Source organism: Mycoplana sp. MJR14 (assembly GCF_029210525.1).
Classification (GTDB): Bacteria; Pseudomonadota; Alphaproteobacteria; order Rhizobiales; family Rhizobiaceae; genus Mycoplana.
In genome coordinates, this window is record NZ_JARGEO010000016.1 from 62,799 (window position 1) to 82,513 (window position 19,715).

Annotated in this window: 11 protein-coding genes; 6 read left to right on the forward strand and 5 right to left on the reverse strand. The window is 66.3% G+C overall.

Annotation, left to right across the window (positions count from 1 at the left end):
- Nucleotides 1-66: 66 nt before the first annotated feature.
- Complete coding sequence (locus P0086_RS24070; RefSeq protein WP_112596992.1) at nucleotides 67-534, reverse strand: cupin domain-containing protein; 468 nt, start codon at nucleotides 532-534, stop codon at nucleotides 67-69.
- Nucleotides 535-878: 344 nt separating this feature from the next.
- On the opposite strand from P0086_RS24070, the gene paoA reads away from it, so the two are divergent.
- Genes paoA through paoC form a run of 3 tightly spaced genes read left to right on the forward strand, consistent with a single transcriptional unit; the run spans nucleotide 879 to nucleotide 4,654 of the window.
- Nucleotides 879-1,520 (forward strand): aldehyde dehydrogenase iron-sulfur subunit PaoA, encoded by a 642-nt coding sequence (paoA, locus tag P0086_RS24075; protein ID WP_112609670.1) that lies wholly within the window; start codon nucleotides 879-881, stop codon nucleotides 1,518-1,520.
- Entirely contained in the window at nucleotides 1,517-2,467 is a 951-nt protein-coding gene (locus P0086_RS24080; RefSeq protein ID WP_275790621.1) for a xanthine dehydrogenase family protein subunit M, read from the forward strand. The genes paoA and P0086_RS24080 overlap by 4 nt, the downstream gene beginning before the upstream one ends.
- Nucleotides 2,468-2,470: 3 nt before the next feature.
- Nucleotides 2,471-4,654 carry an aldehyde oxidoreductase molybdenum-binding subunit PaoC gene (gene paoC, locus P0086_RS24085; protein ID WP_275790623.1) on the forward strand — a complete coding sequence of 728 codons (2,184 nt, stop codon included), beginning with the start codon at nucleotides 2,471-2,473 and terminating at the stop codon, nucleotides 4,652-4,654.
- Nucleotides 4,655-4,838: 184 nt separating this feature from the next.
- On the opposite strand, the gene P0086_RS24090 is transcribed toward paoC, so the two are convergent.
- Both P0086_RS24090 and P0086_RS24095 read right to left on the reverse strand, forming a co-directional pair.
- A complete protein-coding gene (locus P0086_RS24090) occupies nucleotides 4,839-8,030 on the reverse strand; it encodes a multidrug efflux RND transporter permease subunit (RefSeq protein ID WP_275790625.1) in 3,192 nt (1,063 codons plus the stop codon).
- Complete coding sequence (locus P0086_RS24095; protein ID WP_112600456.1) at nucleotides 8,027-9,214, reverse strand: efflux RND transporter periplasmic adaptor subunit; 1,188 nt, start codon at nucleotides 9,212-9,214, stop codon at nucleotides 8,027-8,029. Before P0086_RS24095 ends, P0086_RS24090 begins: the two co-directional genes overlap by 4 nt.
- Nucleotides 9,215-9,493: 279 nt before the next feature.
- On the opposite strand from P0086_RS24095, the gene P0086_RS24100 reads away from it, so the two are divergent.
- Nucleotides 9,494-9,628, forward strand: coding sequence for a hypothetical protein (locus P0086_RS24100; RefSeq protein WP_275790628.1), 135 nt, complete (start codon nucleotides 9,494-9,496; stop codon nucleotides 9,626-9,628).
- Between the two features lie 124 nt (nucleotides 9,629-9,752).
- Here P0086_RS24100 and P0086_RS24105 read toward each other — a convergent pair whose 3' ends face one another.
- Nucleotides 9,753-13,838: a cadherin-like domain-containing protein gene (locus P0086_RS24105; protein ID WP_275790630.1), complete on the reverse strand. Its 4,086-nt coding sequence runs from the start codon at nucleotides 13,836-13,838 to the stop codon at nucleotides 9,753-9,755.
- A gap of 75 nt (nucleotides 13,839-13,913) precedes the next feature.
- Nucleotides 13,914-14,675 (reverse strand): outer membrane beta-barrel protein, encoded by a 762-nt coding sequence (locus tag P0086_RS24110; protein WP_275790632.1) that lies wholly within the window; start codon nucleotides 14,673-14,675, stop codon nucleotides 13,914-13,916.
- Between the two features lie 670 nt (nucleotides 14,676-15,345).
- Here P0086_RS24110 and P0086_RS24115 point away from each other — a divergent pair.
- On the forward strand, nucleotides 15,346-16,236 hold the full coding sequence (locus P0086_RS24115) for a hypothetical protein (RefSeq protein ID WP_275790633.1): 891 nt from the start codon (nucleotides 15,346-15,348) through the stop codon (nucleotides 16,234-16,236).
- 134 nt (nucleotides 16,237-16,370) lie between these two features.
- On the forward strand, nucleotides 16,371-19,715 hold a 3,345-nt coding region (locus P0086_RS24120; RefSeq protein ID WP_275790635.1), incomplete at its 3' end, for a cadherin domain-containing protein.

A 19,715-nucleotide genomic window follows, 5' to 3' on the forward strand; every position in this document is an offset into this window, starting at 1 on the left:
CCGTCCGGCGGTGCCGGGGGACCCTCGCGCCGTCCGGCCGGTCGTCGATGCTGCGGCCCGGAGCGGTCAGCCGTCGTGGTGGATGGTGTCGACCTTCTCCATCCAGTCCACCGATTTGCCATCGAGCGCCTCGGTGACGGCGACGTGGCGCATGCGGGAGGTCTCCGTGGCGCCATGCCAGTGCTTCACGCCGGCGGGAATCCAGATGATGTCGCCTTCCCGGACTTCCTGGACCGGCTGCCCCCATTGCTGCACGAGGCCGACGCCTGCGGAAATGATCAGGACCTGGCCGAGCGGATGGCTGTGCCATGCCGTGCGCGCGCCGGGCTCGTAGGTCACGACGCCGCCGACGACGCGCGCGGGTGCCTCGGCGTCGAAGAGCGCCTCCTTGCGGACGATGCCCGTGTAATAGTCGGGGATGCCGATCGCCGGCGGCTGGCTGCCGCTGCGGGTGATCCTGACCATGGCCTCCTGCGCGGCGCCGACCGAAGTCAAAAGAAGAAGCGAGATGCCTGTCGCAAACAGCAGTTTCATGTCGATCCCTTTCTTCGGTTCGCACTGGCCCCTGCGCGGCAGGCCGCGCGGTTCATCCCCTCCTTAAAAAGTGATGGTGGCTAAATTACCGGAAGTCCAGTCCGCCGGACGCCGCCGGCCGAACGGAATCCGGGATTGACGTTCATAAAATCGTGATCGCGCGGCCGTCCCGTTGCCGCGCTGGCACAGGGCTCGCGCTTTGGAGCAGCGGCGACGGCCACGACGATCTCCCGATCGAGCGAATGAACCATATCGCCGCGACGGTCGTTAGGCCGTCGGGTGCCGTTCGTTCGCCCATCTATCAGATTTCACGGCGACAGCTTATCAAGGGACGGAATCGCGCCATGAACCGCAGGAGAGAACTGGAAATGACGAGACGTGGATTGCTAGCCGGTACCGCCGCTTCGGTTGCCGTCACGGCATCGGCTTCCGCCGGCGGCGCGCAGCAGGCGGCCGGTCCGGCTGATGCCGCCCTGAAGACGCCGGTTTCCTTCACGGTCAATGGCAAGCGCCGGGAGCTGGAACTGGACAACCGCACGTCGCTGCTGGACGCATTGCGCGAGCACCTGCAGCTGACCGGCACCAAGAAGGGCTGCGATCACGGCCAGTGCGGCGCCTGCACGGTTCTCGTGGACGGCCGGCGGATCAATGCCTGTCTGACGCTCGCCGTCATGCACGAGGGCGACAGCATCACCACCATCGAGGGCCTCGGCACGCCGACCGATCTGCATCCGATGCAGGAGGCCTTCGTCCGGCACGACGGCTTCCAGTGCGGCTACTGCACGCCGGGACAGATCTGTTCCGCCATCGCCGTCCTCGACGAGATCAGGGCCGGCATTCCGAGCCATGTGAGCGCGACGCTCGACGAGCGGCCGCAGCTGACGAGAGCCGAGCTGCGCGAACGCATGAGCGGCAACATCTGTCGATGCGGCGCCTATTCCAACATCGTCGATGCCGTCATGGACGTCGCAGGGAGGCCGGCATGAGATCCTTCACCTACGAGCGCGCCACCTCCGCGGCCGACGCCGCCGCCAGGGCAGCCGGCACGCCGGGCGCCCGCTTCATCGCCGGCGGCACGAACCTCCTGGACCTGATGAAGCTCGAGATCGAGACGCCGGGCCACCTGATCGACGTCAACCGGCTGGGCCTGGACCGGATCGAGGCCACCGACGACGGCGGCCTTCGTATCGGCGCGCTGGTGCGCAACACCGATCTCGCCGCCGACGAGCGGGTGAGACGCGACTACGGCCTCCTGTCGCGCGCGCTGATGGCGGGCGCCTCCGGACAGCTCCGCAACAAGGCGACGACGGCCGGCAACCTGATGCAGCGCACCCGCTGTCCCTATTTCTACGATACCAGCCAGCCCTGCAACAAACGCAAGCCCGGCAGCGGCTGTCCGGCGCTCGACGGCTTCAGCCGGCAGCTCGGGGTGGTCGGCGTCAGCGACGCCTGCATCGCCACCCATCCGAGCGACATGGCGGTCGCGATGCGGGCGCTGGATGCGGAAGTGGAGACGGTGAAGCCGGACGGCACGAGCCGGGCGATCCCGATCGCCGATTTCCACCGGTTGCCGGGCGAGACGCCGCATGTCGAGACGGCGCTGGAGGCGGGCGAGCTGATCACGGCGGTCCGGCTGCCGGCGCCGGTCGGCGGCCGCCACATCTACCGTAAGGTTCGCGACCGCGCATCCTACGCCTTCGCGCTGGTCTCGGTCGCGGCGGTGGTCCATCCGGACGGCACCGGCCGGGTCGCCGTCGGCGGTATCGCGCCGAAGCCCTGGCGCGTCGAGGCGGCCGAGAGGGAACTGCCGCGCGGCGCGAAGTCCGTTAGCGCGGGGCTGCTGGCCGGCGCCAGGTCCACCGAACACAACGCCTTCAAGCTGACGCTGGTGGAGCGGACGCTCGCCGCCGTGCTGGAAGAGGCAAGGAGCTGAGCGATGAAATTCGATAGTCCCGCGACGACCAATCCGATCGACCAGATGAAGGTCGTCGGAAAACCCGTGGACCGCATCGACGGCCGCTACAAGGTGACGGGCACGGCCACCTACGCCTATGAATGGCACGATGCGACGGCGGCGCCGGCCTATGGCTACCCGGTGGTCGCAGGCATCGCCAGGGGGCGAATCCGGGCCATGGAACTGAGCGAGGCCAGGGCCGCGCCCGGCGTCCTGGCCATCGTCACCGCCGAGAATGCCGGGAAGCTCGGCAAGGGCGACAAGAACGTCGCCAGGCTGCTCGCCGGGCCCGAGATCGAACACTATCACCAGGCGATCGCGGTGGTGGTGGCGGAGACGTTCGAGCAGGCTCGCGCGGCCGCGGCGCTGATCAGGGTGGACTACGAGGCGACCGAGGGACGCTTCGACCTTGCCGCCATGAAGGACGGGCTGCACGGTAGTCCCGACCAGGAGGTCGGCGATTTCGAAGGCGCCTTTCCCGCAGCGGCCGTCCGGCTCGACGAGACCTACACCACGCCCGACCATTCGCATGCGATGATGGAGCCGCACGCGACGCTCGCGGCATGGCAGGGCGACGAGGTGACCATCTGGACCTCCAACCAGATGATCGACTGGACGCGGAGCGATCTTGCGATGACGCTCGGCCTGCCGAAGGACAAGGTGCATGTCGTCTCGCCCTATATCGGCGGCGGCTTCGGCGGCAAGCTGTTCCTGCGTGCCGACGCGCTGCTGGCCGCACTCGGCGCCCGGGCGGCGCGGCGGCCGGTGAAGATGGCGCTGCCGCGGCCGATGATGATCAACAACGCCACGCACCGCCCGGCGACGATCCAGCGCATCCGCATCGGCGCGGATGCCGACGGCCGGATCACCGCGATCGGCCATGAAACCTGGTCGGGCAATCTCGAGGGGGGCGATGCGGAGAATGCCAGCGATCAGACGCGGCTGCTCTATGCCGGCGCCAACCGGATGATGGCGAGCCGGCTTGCCCGGCTCGACCTGCCCGAGGGCAATGCGATGCGGGCGCCCGGCGAGGCGCCCGGCCTGATGGCGCTGGAAATCGCGATCGACGAGATGGCGGAAAAGCTCGGCATGGATCCGATCGAGTTCCGCGCGCTGAACGACACCCAGGTCGACCCGGAAGATCCGGACCGTCCGTTCTCCAAGCGGCAGCTCGTCGAGTGCATGCGGATGGGGGCCGAGCGCTTCGGCTGGAGCGGGCGCAACGCCATCCCCGGCCGGGTGCGCGACGGGCGCTGGCTGGTCGGCATCGGCATGGCCGCCGGCTATCGCGGCGCGCTGGTGATGACGTCGGGCGCGCGGGTTCGGCTCGACAGCGACGGCATGGTGACGGTCGAGACCGACATGACCGATATCGGCACCGGCAGCTACACGATCATCGCCCAGACGGCGGCGGAGATGATGGGCGTGCCGCTCGAAAAGGTGGCCGTCCGGCTCGGCGATTCGCACTTTCCGGTGTCTGCCGGCTCGGGCGGCCAATTCGGCGCCAACAGCGCGACGGCCGGCGTCTATGCGGCCTGCGTGAAGCTGCGCGCGGCGATCGCCCGGAAGATGGGGCTGAATTCCGACGCGGTGGTCTTTGCCGACGGCAAGATCGCGACGGGCGACCGCACCGTGCCACTCGCCTCGGTCGCCGGCGGCGAGGGGATCGTCGCCGAGGACACGATGGAGTTCGGCGAGTTCAACGAGGCTACGGTGCAGGGGACCTTCGTCGGGCATTTCGTCGAGGTGGGCGTCGATGCGCTGACGGCGGAGGTGCGGATCCGGCGCATGCTGGCCGTCTGCGCGGCCGGGCGCATCCTCAACCCCAAGACCGCGCGCAGCCAGGTGATCGGCGCCATGACGATGGGCGTGGGCGCGGCGCTGATGGAGGAGCTTGCAGTGGACCGCAAGCGCGGCTTCTTCGTCAACCACGACCTCGCCGGCTACGAGGTGCCCGTGCATGCCGACATTCCGGAACAGGAGGTGATCTTCCTTGAGGAGACCGATCCGCTGTCCTCGCCGATGAAGGCCAAGGGGGTGGGCGAGCTGGGCCTGTGCGGCGTGGGGGCGGCGGTCGCAAACGCGATCTACAACGCCACCGGCGTGCGCGTCCGCGAATATCCGATCACGCTCGACAAGCTGCTGGAGGCAATGCCGCCGGCTTGAAGTCGTTACGGTAAATTCTTTGCCTGATGCTCTAACTTGCTGTTTTTAAATCATGATCTAGCGTTGACGCGCTTCGGCAGAAAGGAACGGGACGGCCTGCGGTCACGGGCACTGCAACGCCTGCGGCGGCAGACGATTTCTGCCGCCGCAGTGCTATGTGAAGCGGCGGCAGGGATGCCGCCGGTCAGAGATCGGCTGCCTCCAGGGCCGCATCCTTGCGGCGCTCGCTGACCCGTTCCGGGCGGTGCCGGCCGGCGGAGCGGAGCGCCACGAAGAAGACCGGCGTCAGGAACAGGCCGAAGAAGGTCACGCCCAGCATGCCCGAGAAGACGGCGGTGCCGAGCGACTGGCGCATTTCGGCGCCGGGGCCGGTCGCGATCATCAGCGGCACCACGCCGAAGATGAAGGCGAAGGCCGTCATCAGGATCGGCCGCAGGCGCAGGCGGGTCGCCTCGACGGCGGCCTCGACTGACGTCTTGCCCTCGCGCTGGGCCTGGCGCGCGAACTCGACGATCAGGATCGCGTTCTTGGCCGCCAGGCCGATCAGCACGATCAGGCCGATCTGGGTGAGGATGTTGTTGTCCATCCCGCGCAGATGGACGCCGATCAGGGCGGCGAGCACGGCGAGCGGCACGATCAGGATGATCGCCAGCGGCAGCACCCAGCTTTCGTACTGGGCGGCGAGCGCCAGGAAGACGAAGACCACCGACAGGGCGAAGATGTACAACGCCGTGTTGCCGGTCGCCCGTTCCTGGAAGGCGAGTTCCGTCCATTCGAAGGAGGTGCCGGCCGGCAGCATCTCGTGGGCCAGCGCCTCCATCTTGTCGAGGGCGGTGCCGGTCGAGACGCCCGGCGCCGGATTGCCCTGCAGCGGCACCGAGACAAACATGTTGTAGCGCTGCACCAGCGTCGGGCCGCTGGTGTCGCGGATTTCGACCAGGGTGCCGAGCGGCACCAGCGCGCCGGTGGCGGACCGCACCTTCAGCGCCAGGATGTCGGCCTGGTCGAGGCGGTACTGCTGGTCGGCCTGGGCGCGCACCTGGTAGACGCGGCCGAAGGCGTTGAAGTCGTTGACGTAGGAGGTGCCGAGGTTGATCGACAGCGTCTCGAAGATATTGGGGATCGGCACGTTCAGGGCGCGCGCCTTGTCGCGGTCGATCTCCAGGTAGAATTGCGGGCTGGAGGCGGAGAAGGTGGTGAAGACGCCGGTCAGACCCTCGGTCTGGTTGGCCGCTCCCATCATCTGGTAGGCGAGCCCGAGCACGCGGCGCATGTCGGCGCTTTCGAGGTCGACGAGCTGCATCTTGAAGCCGCCGGAATTGCCGACGCCGCGGATCGAGGGCGGCGGCACGGCGATGATGAAGGCCTCCTGGATGCTCTGCAGGCTGCCGAACAGCTGGCCGATGATCTGGGTGGCGTTCTGCCCGTGCTCCAGGCGTTCCTCGAAGCTTGCGAAGCTCGCAAAGATCACGCCCGCATTGGAGGCGTTGGTGAAGGTGGCGCCGGAAAAGCCGGAGAAGGCAACCGCGTTCTTCACGCCGGGGGTGTTGCGGATGATCTCGGAGGCGCGCAGCACCACCTCGTCGGTGCGGGCGAGTGAGGCGCCGTCGGGCAGCTGCACGACGACGATCGCATAGCCCTGGTCCATGGTCGGGATGAAGCCGCGCGGCACGACCCCGCCCATGTGCCAGGTGGCATAGAGCAGGCCGGCGAAGACCAGCAGGCTGGCGGCGATCGCCGTCCACGTCGAGACGAGATGGCGCACGAGCCAGGAATAGCCCTCGCTCAGCCGGTCGAAGCCGTAGTTGAAGCCGTCCGAGAGCTTGCGGACGGCGCGGGTGAGGGGATTGCTGCTGTGCTTTTCCTGGGAATGGGGGCGCAGCAGGATGCCGGCCAGCGCCGGCGAGAGGGTGAGCGAATTCAATGCCGAGATCGCCGTCGCGACCGCGATGGTGACGGCGAACTGCTGGTAGAACTGGCCGGAGATCCCCGGAATGAAGGCGGTCGGCACGAAGACGGCGATCAGCACGAGCGAGATCGCGATGACGGCCGCGCCGACCTCGTCCATCGTCACATGCGCGGCCTCCTTCGGCGTCATGCCGAGCGCCAGGTTTCGTTCGACGTTCTCCACCACCACGATGGCATCGTCCACGACGATGCCGATCGCCAGCACGAGGCCGAACAGGGTCAGCATGTTCAGCGAGAAGCCGAAGGCCAGCAGGAAGGCGAAGGTGCCGATCAGGGAGACGGGGATGGCGATGATCGGGATCAGCGCGGTGCGCCAGGACTGGAGGAACACCAGGACGACGATCGCGACCAGCACGGCCGCCTCGATGATGGTCTTGTAGACCTCGTTGATGGATTCGGAGATGAACTCGGTCGGATTGTAGACGATGCGATATTCGAGGCCCGGCGGCAGCAGCGGCGAGACATCGTCCATCACGCGCTGGATGTCGGCGGCGGCCTCGAGCGCATTGGTGCCGGGGCGGGAGAAGATGCCGATCGCCACTGCCGGCTTGCCGTCGAGGTAGCTGTTGGAGACGTAGTCCCGGGCGCCGAGCTCGATCCGGGCGACGTCCTGGAGTTGCACGAGGCGGCCCGCCTCGGTCGACTTGACGATGACGTAGCGGAACTGGCGGGGATCGGAGAACCGGCCCTCCGTCGTCACCGTGTACTGGAAGGCGTTGTCGCCGGAGGTCGGCGGTCCGCCGATGGAGCCGCCGGACACCTGCACGTTCTGGTCGCGGAGCGCCTGGACGACATCGCTCGCCGTCATGCCGTAGGCGCCGAGCTTGTCGGGATCGAGCCAGATGCGCAGGGCATATTCGCGCTCGCCAAACAGGGTGACGTCGCCGACGCCGTCCAGCCGCACCAGCCGGTCGCGGATGCGGGTCTTGGCGAAGTTGGAGATGTAGAGCTGGTCGTAGCGATCGTTCGGCGACAGGAGGTGCACGACCATCATCAGGTCCGGCGAGCTCTTGACCGTAGTGATGCCGATGCGGCGGACCTCCTCGGGCAGCCGCGGTTCGGCAATCGCGACGCGGTTCTGGACGAGCACCTGCGCCTGGTCGAGATTGGTGCCGAGCTTGAAGGTGATGGTCAGCGCCATGGAGCCGTCGGCGGTGGAATAGGAGGACATGTAGAGCATGTTCTCGACGCCGTTGATCTCCTGCTCGATCGGCGTCGCCACCGTGTCGGCGACCGTCTGGGCGTCGGCGCCGGGATAGCTCGTGCGCACGACGATGGTCGGCGGCGCGATCTCGGGATACTGCGCCACCGGCAGCTGGAAATAGGCGATGCTGCCGACGATCAGCAGGATGATGGACAGGACCGAGGCGAAGATCGGCCGGTCGACGAAGAAATGGGCGAACCTCACTGCATCTGCTCCGCGCTGATCGTTTCGGGAACGGTGTCGGCACGCTCGGGCGGCAGTTGCACCGTCTCGGCCGCCACCTTGACGCCGGGGCGGATGCGCATCAGGCCGTTGACGACGATCGTCTCGTTGCCGTCCATGCCGTCGCGGATCACCCGGTAGCCGTAGATGCGCGGGCCGGTCCGCACCGGCTTGGTGCTGACGGAGCCGTCCTCGGCGAGCACGTAGACGACGCGCTCGTTCTGGTCGGAGCCGATCGCCTCGTCGGGGACGAGGATCGCCCGGTAGGGCAGGGAGCCGCCGATCTGGATGCGGCCGAACAGGCCGGGCTGCAGCACGTAGTCGGGATTGGGCAGGCGGGCGCGGATGCGCATGGTGCCGGTCTGGTTGTCGACCCGGTTCTCGGCGAAGTTCAGGGTTCCGTCGAAGGTCGAGTGCTGGAAGTCGCCGATCGTGACCTTCACCGGCAGGCCGCTGCCGCCTTCCTGCAGTTGCGTGCCGCTGGCGCGCGCGGTGTCGGCATAGGAGAGCAGCCGCCGCTCGTCGACGTCGAAATAGAAGTCGATCGGATCCAGGCTGACGATCGTCGTCAGCACCGTCTGGTCGGCCTGCACGAGGCTGCCGGTCGAAAAGAGCCGCCGATCGACGCGGCCGGAGATCGGCGCGGTGATGCTGGTATATTCCAGGTCGAGCTTCGCGCGCTCGACGGCCGCCTCGGCGCCGCGCACGTTGGCCTGCGCGGAGGCGAGTTCGCGGCGGCGGTCGTCCAGCGTCTGGATCGCCTGGCTGCCGCTCTTGACCAGCGCGTCGGCGCGCTTGAACTGGGCATCGGCGAAGGTGAGCGTCGAGCGCGCCACCTCGAGCGTCGCCTCGGCCTCGTTGAGCGCGGTGCGGAATGGCCGTTGGTCGATCACGAACAGGAGGTCGCCGGCCTTGACGATGGAGCCATCCTTGAAATGGATCTCCTGAAGATAGCCGCCGACGCGGGAGCGCACGGCCACCTCGTCGACCGCCTGGAAGCGGCCGATGAACTCGTCGTTGTCGATGACCTCGCGGACGATCGGCTTGGCGACGGTGACGCTCGGCGGGGCGTTCTGGGCCAGCGCTGCCGCGGGAGGCAGCGCGGCGAGGGCAAGAAGGGTCGAGACTGCGGCGAAGAGACTGGCAGGCGGGAGGATCTTGATCATGAGCTTGGCCTCGGCTTCAAATGCGGGCATTCGATCGAAACTGAACCGGTCCGCGGCTACGCGGCGGCAGGCACATTCGTCATTCAGAAAACAACTGTCTCAGAAATTCGCAGGCGTATTTTAGCAGTCGTCCTGCCGCACCCGGCAGGCAGAAAAGGCCTTGACGTCATCGGCTGGCGTCCGGAGGTCCGCCTCATAGTCCCATGCCATCCGCACGGGAAGGCATGCAGACCTCGAGCCGCCGGCTTTGCATGGTGGCTGCCCTACAGGTAGGGGCGAATGTTGCGGATCGTCAATACCGGTGCGGCCTTTCCGGCGAACTTTCGCGAGGCCATGGCGTTCGCGCGCATCGGTCCGAACGCGTTCGACCTGGGCGGCAGGCGTCGGAAAGGACGTGCATTTGCAATGCATTGACCGGCAAGCGCAGCGGTGCTGCCGGTGGGGCGGGGATGGGTTTCCAAGTCCGGCCGCACAAGGCCCGCCCGCCATTTTCGGCCGGGCCTTCCCGTCGTCGCCGCCGTCGGTGGTGCGGCCCGCCTCAGAGGATGAAATCCCCCTTGGTCAGGCCGATGACGCCCGCAAGCTCGATCTGGAAGTCGGCGCGGTGGTCACGGTCGGTATCGGCATAGACGATGGTGCGGTCGTTGGCCGTGCCCTTTTCGTCGAAGGTGCGGAAGATCAGTTCGCCGGCCTTGCCGGTGAAGTCGTTCCGGCCGCGCCAGACGAAGTCCTGGTTGCCGGATCGCCCGCTGTCGGCATCGATCGCGGACAGGTCCAGCTTGTCCTGCGCGTGGACGAAGTCGGCGATGACGTCGCGCTTGTCGTTGCCCGAAAGCGGGTTGTAACCGCCGTTGTTGATGAGGCCGGACTGGCCCGGGGCGGAATCCTTCACCGAGGCGAAGACGAAGGTGTCGCGGCCGGAACCGCCGGTCAACGTATCGACGCCGCTGCCGCCGATCAGCCGGTCGTTGCCGGCGCCGCCCGAGATGACGTCGTTGCCGCCCTTGCCGTCGAGGATGTCGCTGCCGGAGGTGCCCTTGATGGTGTCGCCGCCCGTCGAGCCGTTCTTCACGTCGTCGACGTCCTTCACGGCGACCTTGAAGCTCTTCCAGTCCTCGTGCCTGGTGCCGATCGAGGGGTCGTCGAGGCGCACGGTGACGTCCAGCGAACGGTCGGTCTCGTAGTCGAGCTTGGCGCCCTTCTTCAGCCAGAGCGCGCCGCTCCTGATCTCGAACAGGTCCGCATCGCTGCCGGCGAGGGAGAAGGCGTTGCTGCCGCCGTCCGGGTCGGAGACCGAAAGCGTCGCCACCTTGCGCGCCGCGCCGGTCGAGGCGTCCTCGGCGATCTGCGACAGGATCTGGCTGGCGACGAGTACCGGTGCATCGTTGACCGGGGTGACGGTGAGGTTGAAGCTCTTGGCGACCGGCGCCGAGCCGTCCTCGTTGCCGTCCTCGACGGAAACCTTGAAGGAGGCCTTCGTCGTCTCCGAGCCGGTGTGGTGGAAGCTGACCTTGCCGCCGGCGAGCTCGGTGCCGGTGAAGCTCGAAGCCACCTTGCCGTTGACGTACACCTTGCCGTTCGACAGGGCAGAGACGGTGAAGCGGACGTTTGCGGCGCTATCGTCGGCGTCGGAGACGTTCAGGTCGGCGGTGGTCAGCTTGTAGCTGCCGCCCTCCTTCACCGTCGCCTTCAGGTCGCCGGTGAGCTGCGGCGCGTCGTTGACCGGGCTGACCGTCAGGTCAAACGTCGAGCTTGCCGGGGTCGAGCCGTCCTCGTTGCCGTCCTCGACGGAAACCCTGAAGGAGGCCTTGGTCGTCTCCGAACCGGCGTGGACGAAGCTGACCTTGCCCGTAGCGAGCTCGGTGCCGGTGAAGCTCGTCGCCACCTTGCCGTCGACATAGACCTTGCCGTTCGACAGGGCAGAGACGGTGAAGCGGACGTTTGCGGCGCCGTCGTCGGCGTCGGAGACGTTCAGGTCGGCGGTGGTCAGCTTGTAGCTGCCGCCTTCCTTCACCGTCGCCTTCAGGTCGCCGGTGAGCTTCGGCGCGTCGTTGACCGGGCTGACCGTCAGGTCAAACGTCGAGGTTGCCGGGGTCGAGCCGTCCTCGTCGCCGTCCTCGACGGAAACCTTGAAGGAGGCCTTGGTCGATTCGGCGCCCGAGTGGACGAAGCTGACCTTGCCGGCGGCGAGCTCGGCACCGGTGAAGCTCGTCGCCACCTTGCCGTCGACATAGACCTTGCCGTTCGAGAGGGCGGAGACGGTGAAGCGGACGCCGGCGGCGCTGTCGTCGGCGTCGGCGAAGTTCAGGTCGGCGGTGGTGATCTCGTAGCTGCCGCCTTCCTTCACCGTCGCCTTCAGGTCGCCGGTGAGCGTCGGCGGGACGTTCGCAGGCGCGCCGCCTTCAATGGCGTAGTTGACCGAGACCGTCAGGCCGGAGCCGGCGTTGCCGGCGAGATCGGTGACGCCGGCCGTGTCGAGGATAATGATGTTCGTGGGGTCGGTGACGAGATCGACCGTGAGCGTGGCCGTCCAGGTGACGCCGCCATCGGCGGAGGCGAGCCCGGACAGCATACCGTTGGCGACCGCGAAATCGCCGGTCGTCAAACCGGTGACGGCCTCGCTGAAGGTAATCGTGACGGTGGTGGTCTCGAGCGGCGCCAGCACCGTGTCAGCGACGGCAATGGTGGCCGTGGGACGCACACTGTCGACGAGAACGCCGGTGGTAGGGCCGACGGAATTCAACGTTGGCACGATTTCGTTGCCGGCGGCGTCCTGCAACGTCGCGCCGTTCAGGTCGATCGCGCCGGAAACGGAGATGCCGTCTGCATCCTGGAGGCCGTCGACGAGCGTCACCCGGAACAAGAGCGCGGAGGTGCCGCTGCCGGACACATAGGTGGCATAGACCGTATCCGTGCCCACCGTCACGGTAAACCCCGGCGTCCCGCCTGAGGTGTCGACGAGGACGGCTTCGGAGAGATTGACCGTGAAGTCGAGGTTCTGGCCGGCCTTGTAAATGCCGTTGGCCGGAACGCTCACGCTCGTCACAATCGGCGCATCGTCGTTGACGCCGACGAGGTTGTCGAGCGTCAACGAGCGCCAATCGACGCCTTGCAGGGTGACGGTCGCGCCGTTGCCGAGATCCAGGATCGCATCGGTGGTGTTCGCCGGATCGACCACGAGTGCCTGCAGGTCCGCAAGGCTCCGGATCGTGGCGGCGAAGGCGCCGTCCAGCCGGTCCTCGGCGAGGTTGAAGTCGACGATGACGTCGGTGCCCGCCCCGACGGTGAAGATATCCGCGCCGCTGCCGCCCTTGAGGGTGTTATTTCCCGCGCCGCCGTCGATGCTGTCGTCGCCGGCGCCGGCATCGATGCTGTCGTCGCCCGCGCCGCCCGTCAGTACGTCGTTGCCGCCGTTTCCGGCCAACGTGTCGCCGCCGTCATGGCCGTTGATCGTATCGGCCTGGTCGCTGCCGTAGTAGTGATCGGCGCCGCTCGTGCCCTCGATGTGAACCGCGGGAATGTCGGACATCTGGACGGTGCCGTCATTGGTGCCGAGCGTCTGGCCGACGGTGAAGGTCTGGCCGTTGTCTTCGCCGGAACCGATGACGGCGCGATCGCGCAGATCGGGCAGGGCAAACGAGGTCTGCCCGTCGCCGCCGAACTGGGTGCCGAGCAGGCTGAACAGGGCCTGGTTCATGTTGATCGGCAGCGTGCGGCCGTCCGCAAGCATCCATCCGTCCGGTATTTGGCTGACGTCGCCGGCGAAGGCCACGACCTCGCCGAGCACGGTGCCCTGCTCGTTGTAGCCTTCGTAGGGATAGATCCCTTCGAGGCTGATGATGTAGTGCATCGCCACGGACGGCTGACGGTTGTCGTAGGTCTGCCCCGTTCCGCCGGCCTGCGCGGGCATTTCGCCGGGGGCGAGCGAGACCGTCGACTGGCCCACCGTCGTACCCAGCGGCGTTTCCGTCGATGCGCCGATGATCGTCTTGCCGGTGAGGTCGGGGACGTTGAAGAAGTCTCCCGATCCGCCATAGGTGTAGCCGATCGCATCGAACAGGTCGGGATAGTCCAGCCTGGACACCGTCCGGCCATCGGCAGGGATATAGCCTGCCGGCGCGAAACTGCCGGCAAACTGCAGGATGCCGCCGATGACGTCCGCCGAGGCATTGTAGCCGGGGTCGGTGGCGCGGATGGCCATCGTGATGGTCAGCGATGGCTGAACGTTGTCGATTGCCGCGCTGGATCCGCCGAGCGTGGCCGGAAGCTGGCTGCCGTTCAGGGTGCTGGCGCCGGACCCGCTGACCATGCCGGGATAGTCCAAATCGGTCCCGACGACGACCCGACCGGCAAGATCCGGCAGGTGGAAAGTGGTTCTGCCATCGCCGCCGTACTGGGTCCCGATCAGGGAGAACAGCGCGGTGTTGCTATGAATGGCGAGAACCTGGCCCTCGGCCGATGGGCTCCTATAATCCTCGTTGAGATGAAACGCGAACGTGCGGATCTCGGCCATGATGCCGGCATCGCCACCGGTGCTGAAGTCGTCCGGTCGCTGCGGAAACATGCCGGTGAGCGAGATGGCCTGGGTGAGTACAAGCGATTCCTGGTAGTTGTTCAAAGCCATGGATTTATCCCCATCCGGCAGTCGCCCATCCCGCTCCGTTGCGGCGGACGGCCGTGCCGGTCCCCATTTGTCAGGTCACATTCGCCACTTCAGCCCGATGCGGATCGTGTCGAAGGTGACGTCGTTGTCGAAGCGCGGATAGGCTTCGGACGGGAAGGTCGCCGCCCCCGTCGCCGTCACGGTCCCGAAGTCGTAGTGCAGGTATTCGAGGCCGACCGACCATTCCGGCCGGAAGCGCCATTCGACGCCGCCGCCGGCGACCCAGCCGCCCTCGGTGCCGCCGCCCTTCACATCCATCAGCGTCGGGCCGGTACGGTCGTAGGCGCTGACGTCGATGTCGGCCAGGGCATAGCCGCCGGTGACGTAGAAGAGCGCGTCGGAGGCGGCGATGCCGGCGCGCAGGCGCGCGCTCGCGGCCCAGTCGACCTCGAAGCTCGTATGGGTGTCGGCGCTGATCGCCGAGGTGCCGGTGGCACCGAGGTTCATCAGCGAGAAATCGGCGACGCCGCCGAGCACGAAGGCGGTGCCGCCGAGGTCGACCTGGTAGTCGCAGCCCGCTTCGAGACCGCCGGATATGCCGGCATCGTCGGTGCCGATCGTCTCGTAGGGCGCGCCGGCGGTGTTCCAGGAAATGCCGCTGCCGCCGAAGGGGCCGTCACGGAACGGTGCGTCGGTCGCATCGACGTCGGCCCGGGTGAAGCCGGCATTCGCGCCGACATAGCAGCCCGACCAGGACCCGGCGGCCGGCGGCGGCGCGACATCGGCGGCCAACGGGGCGGGCGCATCAAACAGGACCGCTGCGATCGAACCGACGGCAACTATGCTCAGCTTGGACAACTGTATTCTCCGGATGGTATCGAAGGGCAGCGCAGGGTAGTGCCGTCGCCACGATTCTGCTTTTACGGGTTGTTAACACGTATCACCAGTTGCGACGAGCGACAATTTCCAACAGTCTTAAGATTGCAAAAAGCGGTCATGGCCGCGTGCGCCCTCGATGGCGCGATGGCATGACGGCCGCCCGGGCCTTGACGGTGGTGGCGGAGATCCCCCCGGACCTGGCAATGGAGCCGTCACCAAAAATTCAGACATAGCTCCAATTTGATACTTGACTCTAAAAATCATGATAACTAATGGTTGCCTCGGCTCGCTCGGTTGCCGATCGAAAGATTGCAACCCTGTGGGTCGTCGGGCGCGGACCGCCCTTTGCGGTACGCCTTAGAGCATGGATGCGGGAACGCCGAAGGGGCGGGCCGGCAATCGGTACATTTTCATCGCTGGACAACTGACCGACGCGCCTTGGCGGGTCGGGCGGCGGAGCTTTGCCGTCGCGCAAATGGGGCGTAAATTGTTGCGTAAAATCAGATACCTGCGGTCTTTCGCCTTCTGTCGTCCGGTTGTCCCTCTGGCAGGGCGCCATCGGCAACAGTCACATAATGACTGGTCATCAAGCTAACTCCTTCAACGACGGGGCGTGCCCTCTGCGCGTCCCCTGAAAGGGATTATCGACATGGCTACTATTGCGATTACCGTGGACTCTGCGAGCGGCGTCGACGTCAATTCTCTTGTCGACAATTTCAACGGGGGGTTTAGCCCCAACCCGGTCACCGGGACCGGCAATGCCGGCGTGTTCGTCCCCAATACGGCGACGACGACCCCGACCAACAACTACATCGAATACGGCATCCAGCCGCCGTCCGGCAGCGGTTCCAACAACGCGCTGGTGGCCCAGGGCGACTTCGTCTACTCGACCGGCACCCTCAGCGGCACGCTGGACAGCCTGAGCATCGGCACCGACCTTTTGAACGGCGGCACCTCGGTCGCCTCGCCGTCGGCCTCCTTCTCCGGCACCGACCTCAGCCTTGCCTCCTCGGCCCTGAGCATCACCGGCCTTGCCCTTTCCGGCTCGGGGGCCGGCAATGCGCTGAACAGCACCTTCTTCGGCCTGCTGCAGGGCAACGAGACGGCGTTCGAGAACTATCTGTTCAACAACGCCGCCAACAGCATCACCTTCAACGGCGGCGCCGGCGCGGACACGATCACCGCCAGCATCAGCGCCGATACGCTCAACGGCAACGGCGGGGCCGACACGCTGAACGGCGGCGCAGGTGCCGACACGATCAACGGCGGCGCGGGCGCGGACACGCTGACGGGCGGCGCCGACGCGGACACCTTCGTGTTCGGTTCCGGCGTGCAGGGCGACGGCGACACGATCACCGACTTCGTCTCCGGCACCGACAAGATCGACCTCGCCTGGGCGTTCACGTGGGATACGACCGGCGCCGCCGATGAGGCCGGCGAGGTGTTCTGGGCGGACGGGTTTCTCTACGGGCATGACGCCGGCGGCAGCGATTTCCTCATCGAAGTCGCCAGCACTGTGACGGCCTCCGACCTGATCTAGCCTGATCGACCTGTCATCGGCGCCGCGGGGCCTTCGGGATCGCGGCGCCGGTACTTCTAACGCCGGTGCACCGGCACCGACCAAACCTAGGGGGCGTCGTCAGCGGCGCCTCGAAGATAGAGGGAAATGCTGCGATGCCCGCTGGAAACTCAAATGTCGTAATCACTCCATGGCCGCTCGTCCTGGACGAGAACACGCCGATCGGCACCGTGGTGGGGACGGTGGCCGCCAGCGACCCTGACGGGCTGAATTCCAACATCAACTTGGCAGTGAGACTCGGGAGCGCCTCATTCCTGAAGTATGAGGCGGCAACCGGGAACCTCATCGTCAACGGGCCGATCGACTTCGAGGCGCTGGGCGGCTCCTTCGATATCGAGATCCGCGTGAGGGATGCCGAATCGAATACCGATGCCCACGTCTTCACCGTGAACGTCAACGACGTGAACGAAGCCCCGGCAGACGTCACGCTCTCCAACACGACCGTTTCGGAATCTGCCCGCACCGGCTCGACCGTCGGCACGCTCTCGGCCACCGACCCGGAAGGCCAGGCACTGACCTACACGCTCGCCTCGGGCGAGGGCGACAACGGCATGTTCATGCTGAAGACCAACACCGACGGCTCGATCAGCGTGATCCTGCGCTCGCCACTCGACTACGAAGGTGCGAGCGCGGTGAACGGCGCCTACGACCTCGTCGTCGACGTCAGCGACGGCACCAACACCACCCGCCAGACGATCACCATCCAGTCGACCGACGATCCCTTCACGGTGAGCGCGGCGCCGACCGGCAAGACCTATATGAGCGTGGTCGAGAACGTCGAGGCCGGAACCGAGATCGGCTATGTAAAGGAACTCCTGAACGACCTGAGCTTCGTTCCGACGAGTGCGGTGCTGACGGACGATGCCGGAGGACTGTTCTCGCTAACCACCCGTGTGGTCGACGGCACAACCCGCTACTACCTGACGGTCAACGGCGAACTGGACTATGAGGCTGACAACCTCCATTCCGTGACGATCGAGGCGACGGACGCCAATGGCGTCGTGCATGAGAAGACCTTCGAGGTGCATGTGGTGGACGCCGCGGAGATTGGCGACACGGCACGCGGCACGATCACCATCGACGCGAACACCGCCCTTGCGGGTGCGAACGGTGGGTTCAACTGGAATACCTATCTCGACTACATCTATTCCAACGTGACCGACAGCCTGCCGGAAGGGGTTACGTTCGGCCCGACCACGGCATCGCAATATACCTACACACTCTCTAACGGCAGCAAGATCTGGCTCACGGGCAGCAACCTTGCCTACTGGTGGGCAGATACGAACTCGGCGGCGAATACCGGCGAGGACGTCCATGTCGTGGGCGGCACTGTCCAAGGGCTTGCCTTTGGCAACGGAACCGGTACCGAGGTCTCGATCACCGGCCTCGATCTCTACAACGACTCTGGCCTGATGAACCGGCTGTACGGCGAGACCAACGTTGTCGCCGCGACATTCATGCACGGCCCGAACTCCAGCACCCCCGCCGAGATCGAGCATCTCAAGGCCATCCTTTCGGCCTATGCGCAGAACTTCATCGGTTCGTCCGGCGCCGACAGCTATGCCGGCACGATCTTCGGCGACACGATCAGCGGCAACGCCGGCGACGATACGCTGGCGGGCGGCGCCGGCAACGACACGATCGACGGCGGTGGCGGCACCGACACGGCGATCTACACCGGCCTGCAGTCCGACTACACGATCGTGAAGAATGCCGACGGCACGTTCAAGATCACCGACAACCGCACCGGCGAGATAACCGACGGCGTCGACACGCTGAAGAGCATCGAGAAGCTGCAGTTCTCCGACGGGACGGTCGACGCGCCCGTCAACGGCGCGCCGACCGGGCTGGCGATGACTTCGCCTTTCAACCCCTCGCTTGCCAGTATCGCGGTTGCGGAGAACGCCGCCGCCGGCACGGTCGTCGGCAACCTCGCCGCCACCGATCCGGAAGGCGGCACTCTGACCTACTCGCTCTCCGACGACGCCGACGGCCTGTTCGTCCTCGACGGCACGCAATTGAAGCTGGCCACGAAGCTTGGCGACTACGAGACGGCGGCCCAAAAGAGCTACGAGGTCACGGTTGACGTAACCGACCAGGCCGGAAACGTTACCAGCCGCACGTTCACGATCCGCCACGCCGACGTCTACGATGCACCTGAAGGCACGCTGACGATCGACGCTTCCGGTTCGACGGGTGGTATCGACTTCGCCACCTTCATCGCGGACTATTTCGCCGGTCTTTCCGGCGGTGCGTTCACCTTCTACGGCGGATCTCCAGACAGCACGCCCTACGGCCCGCAGAACGTCAGCGGCGAGCAGATCGCCTTCAACTACAAGGAAGGCACAACCGCCACGTCGGACCGTGTCGTTCTTGAGGGCACCGATCTTGCCTATGACTCCTTCCATTCCGGCTCGGCCTACGGTCACGGCATTTCCGGTTCGCTCGACAGCCTGACCTTCGGTCAGTGGGTGAACGGTGTCACGAGCGGCACTGCCGGAACCGGTGATGCAGGCCTTCTCACCGGCCTTGCCGAGCAGTTGAAGATCTCCGGCTTCGACCTGGACGTTGCTGTCGGTACGGGGCACGTGACTCAGCTGAATATGATCTACGCGCTCTACAATGCGGTGCAGACCGGAAACGCGGCGAACATCTACAGTGCATTGTCCAATTATGCGCAGAAGTTCATCGGGTCGGCCGGCGACGACACCTTCACCGGGTCGGCCTATGGCGACACGATCGGTGGCGGCGACGGCGCCGACAAGCTTGCCGGCAGCGGCGGCAACGACACGATCGACGGGGGGGCGGGCGTCGATACCGCCGTCTTCAGCGGCAACAAGTCGAACTACTCGATCGTCCAGAACGCCAACGGAACCTGGACCATCACCGACAACCGCAACGGCTCGGCCGACGGGACGGACACCGTCAAGAACGTCGAGAAGCTCCAGTTCGCCGACCAGACGACGGAACTGCAGCCGGAGCAGCCGAAGGGCACGATCACCGTCGATGCCTCCGGCTCCAACGGGATCGACCTCGAGGCCTTCCTGCGCGGCGGGTTCCTCGAGGGCACGGGGGACGGCGGCGGCTTCCCGGTCTTCGACAACGGATCGGCGTTCGCAGGCGAAGAGATGCTCATCGGCTACGGCAGCGACAGCACCTCTAAATACGTGCTGGCCCACGGCGACATCTCCTACAACTTCGGCACCCACACGGTCGCCGGCGAGATCGGCACGATCGAGTACGGCACGCGCGGCTCGGGCAGTTATGACAGCAACGGCTACTTCACCGGCGGCAACACGCTCTTGAAGATCACCGGCCTGCAGTTCGAAAACGGCGTTCCGACGAACAGCACCGAGGAAGCCGAGATCGAACTGAACGGCGCGGTCCACAACTTCTCGGTCGCCCACATGTACGGCGAGAGCGCAGCCCAGTCGCGCCTT

Coding starts and splice junctions, on each gene's coding strand:
- P0086_RS24105 (WP_275790630.1), bottom strand. CDS start 13,838: ATGGCTTTGAACAACTACCAGGAATCGCTTGTACTCACCCAGGCCATC.
- paoC (WP_275790623.1), top strand. CDS start 2,471: ATGAAATTCGATAGTCCCGCGACGACCAATCCGATCGACCAGATGAAG.
- P0086_RS24080 (WP_275790621.1), top strand. CDS start 1,517: ATGAGATCCTTCACCTACGAGCGCGCCACCTCCGCGGCCGACGCCGCC.
- paoA (WP_112609670.1), top strand. CDS start 879: ATGAACCGCAGGAGAGAACTGGAAATGACGAGACGTGGATTGCTAGCC.
- P0086_RS24095 (WP_112600456.1), bottom strand. CDS start 9,214: ATGATCAAGATCCTCCCGCCTGCCAGTCTCTTCGCCGCAGTCTCGACC.
- P0086_RS24115 (WP_275790633.1), top strand. CDS start 15,346: ATGGCTACTATTGCGATTACCGTGGACTCTGCGAGCGGCGTCGACGTC.
- P0086_RS24100 (WP_275790628.1), top strand. CDS start 9,494: ATGTTGCGGATCGTCAATACCGGTGCGGCCTTTCCGGCGAACTTTCGC.
- P0086_RS24070 (WP_112596992.1), bottom strand. CDS start 534: ATGAAACTGCTGTTTGCGACAGGCATCTCGCTTCTTCTTTTGACTTCG.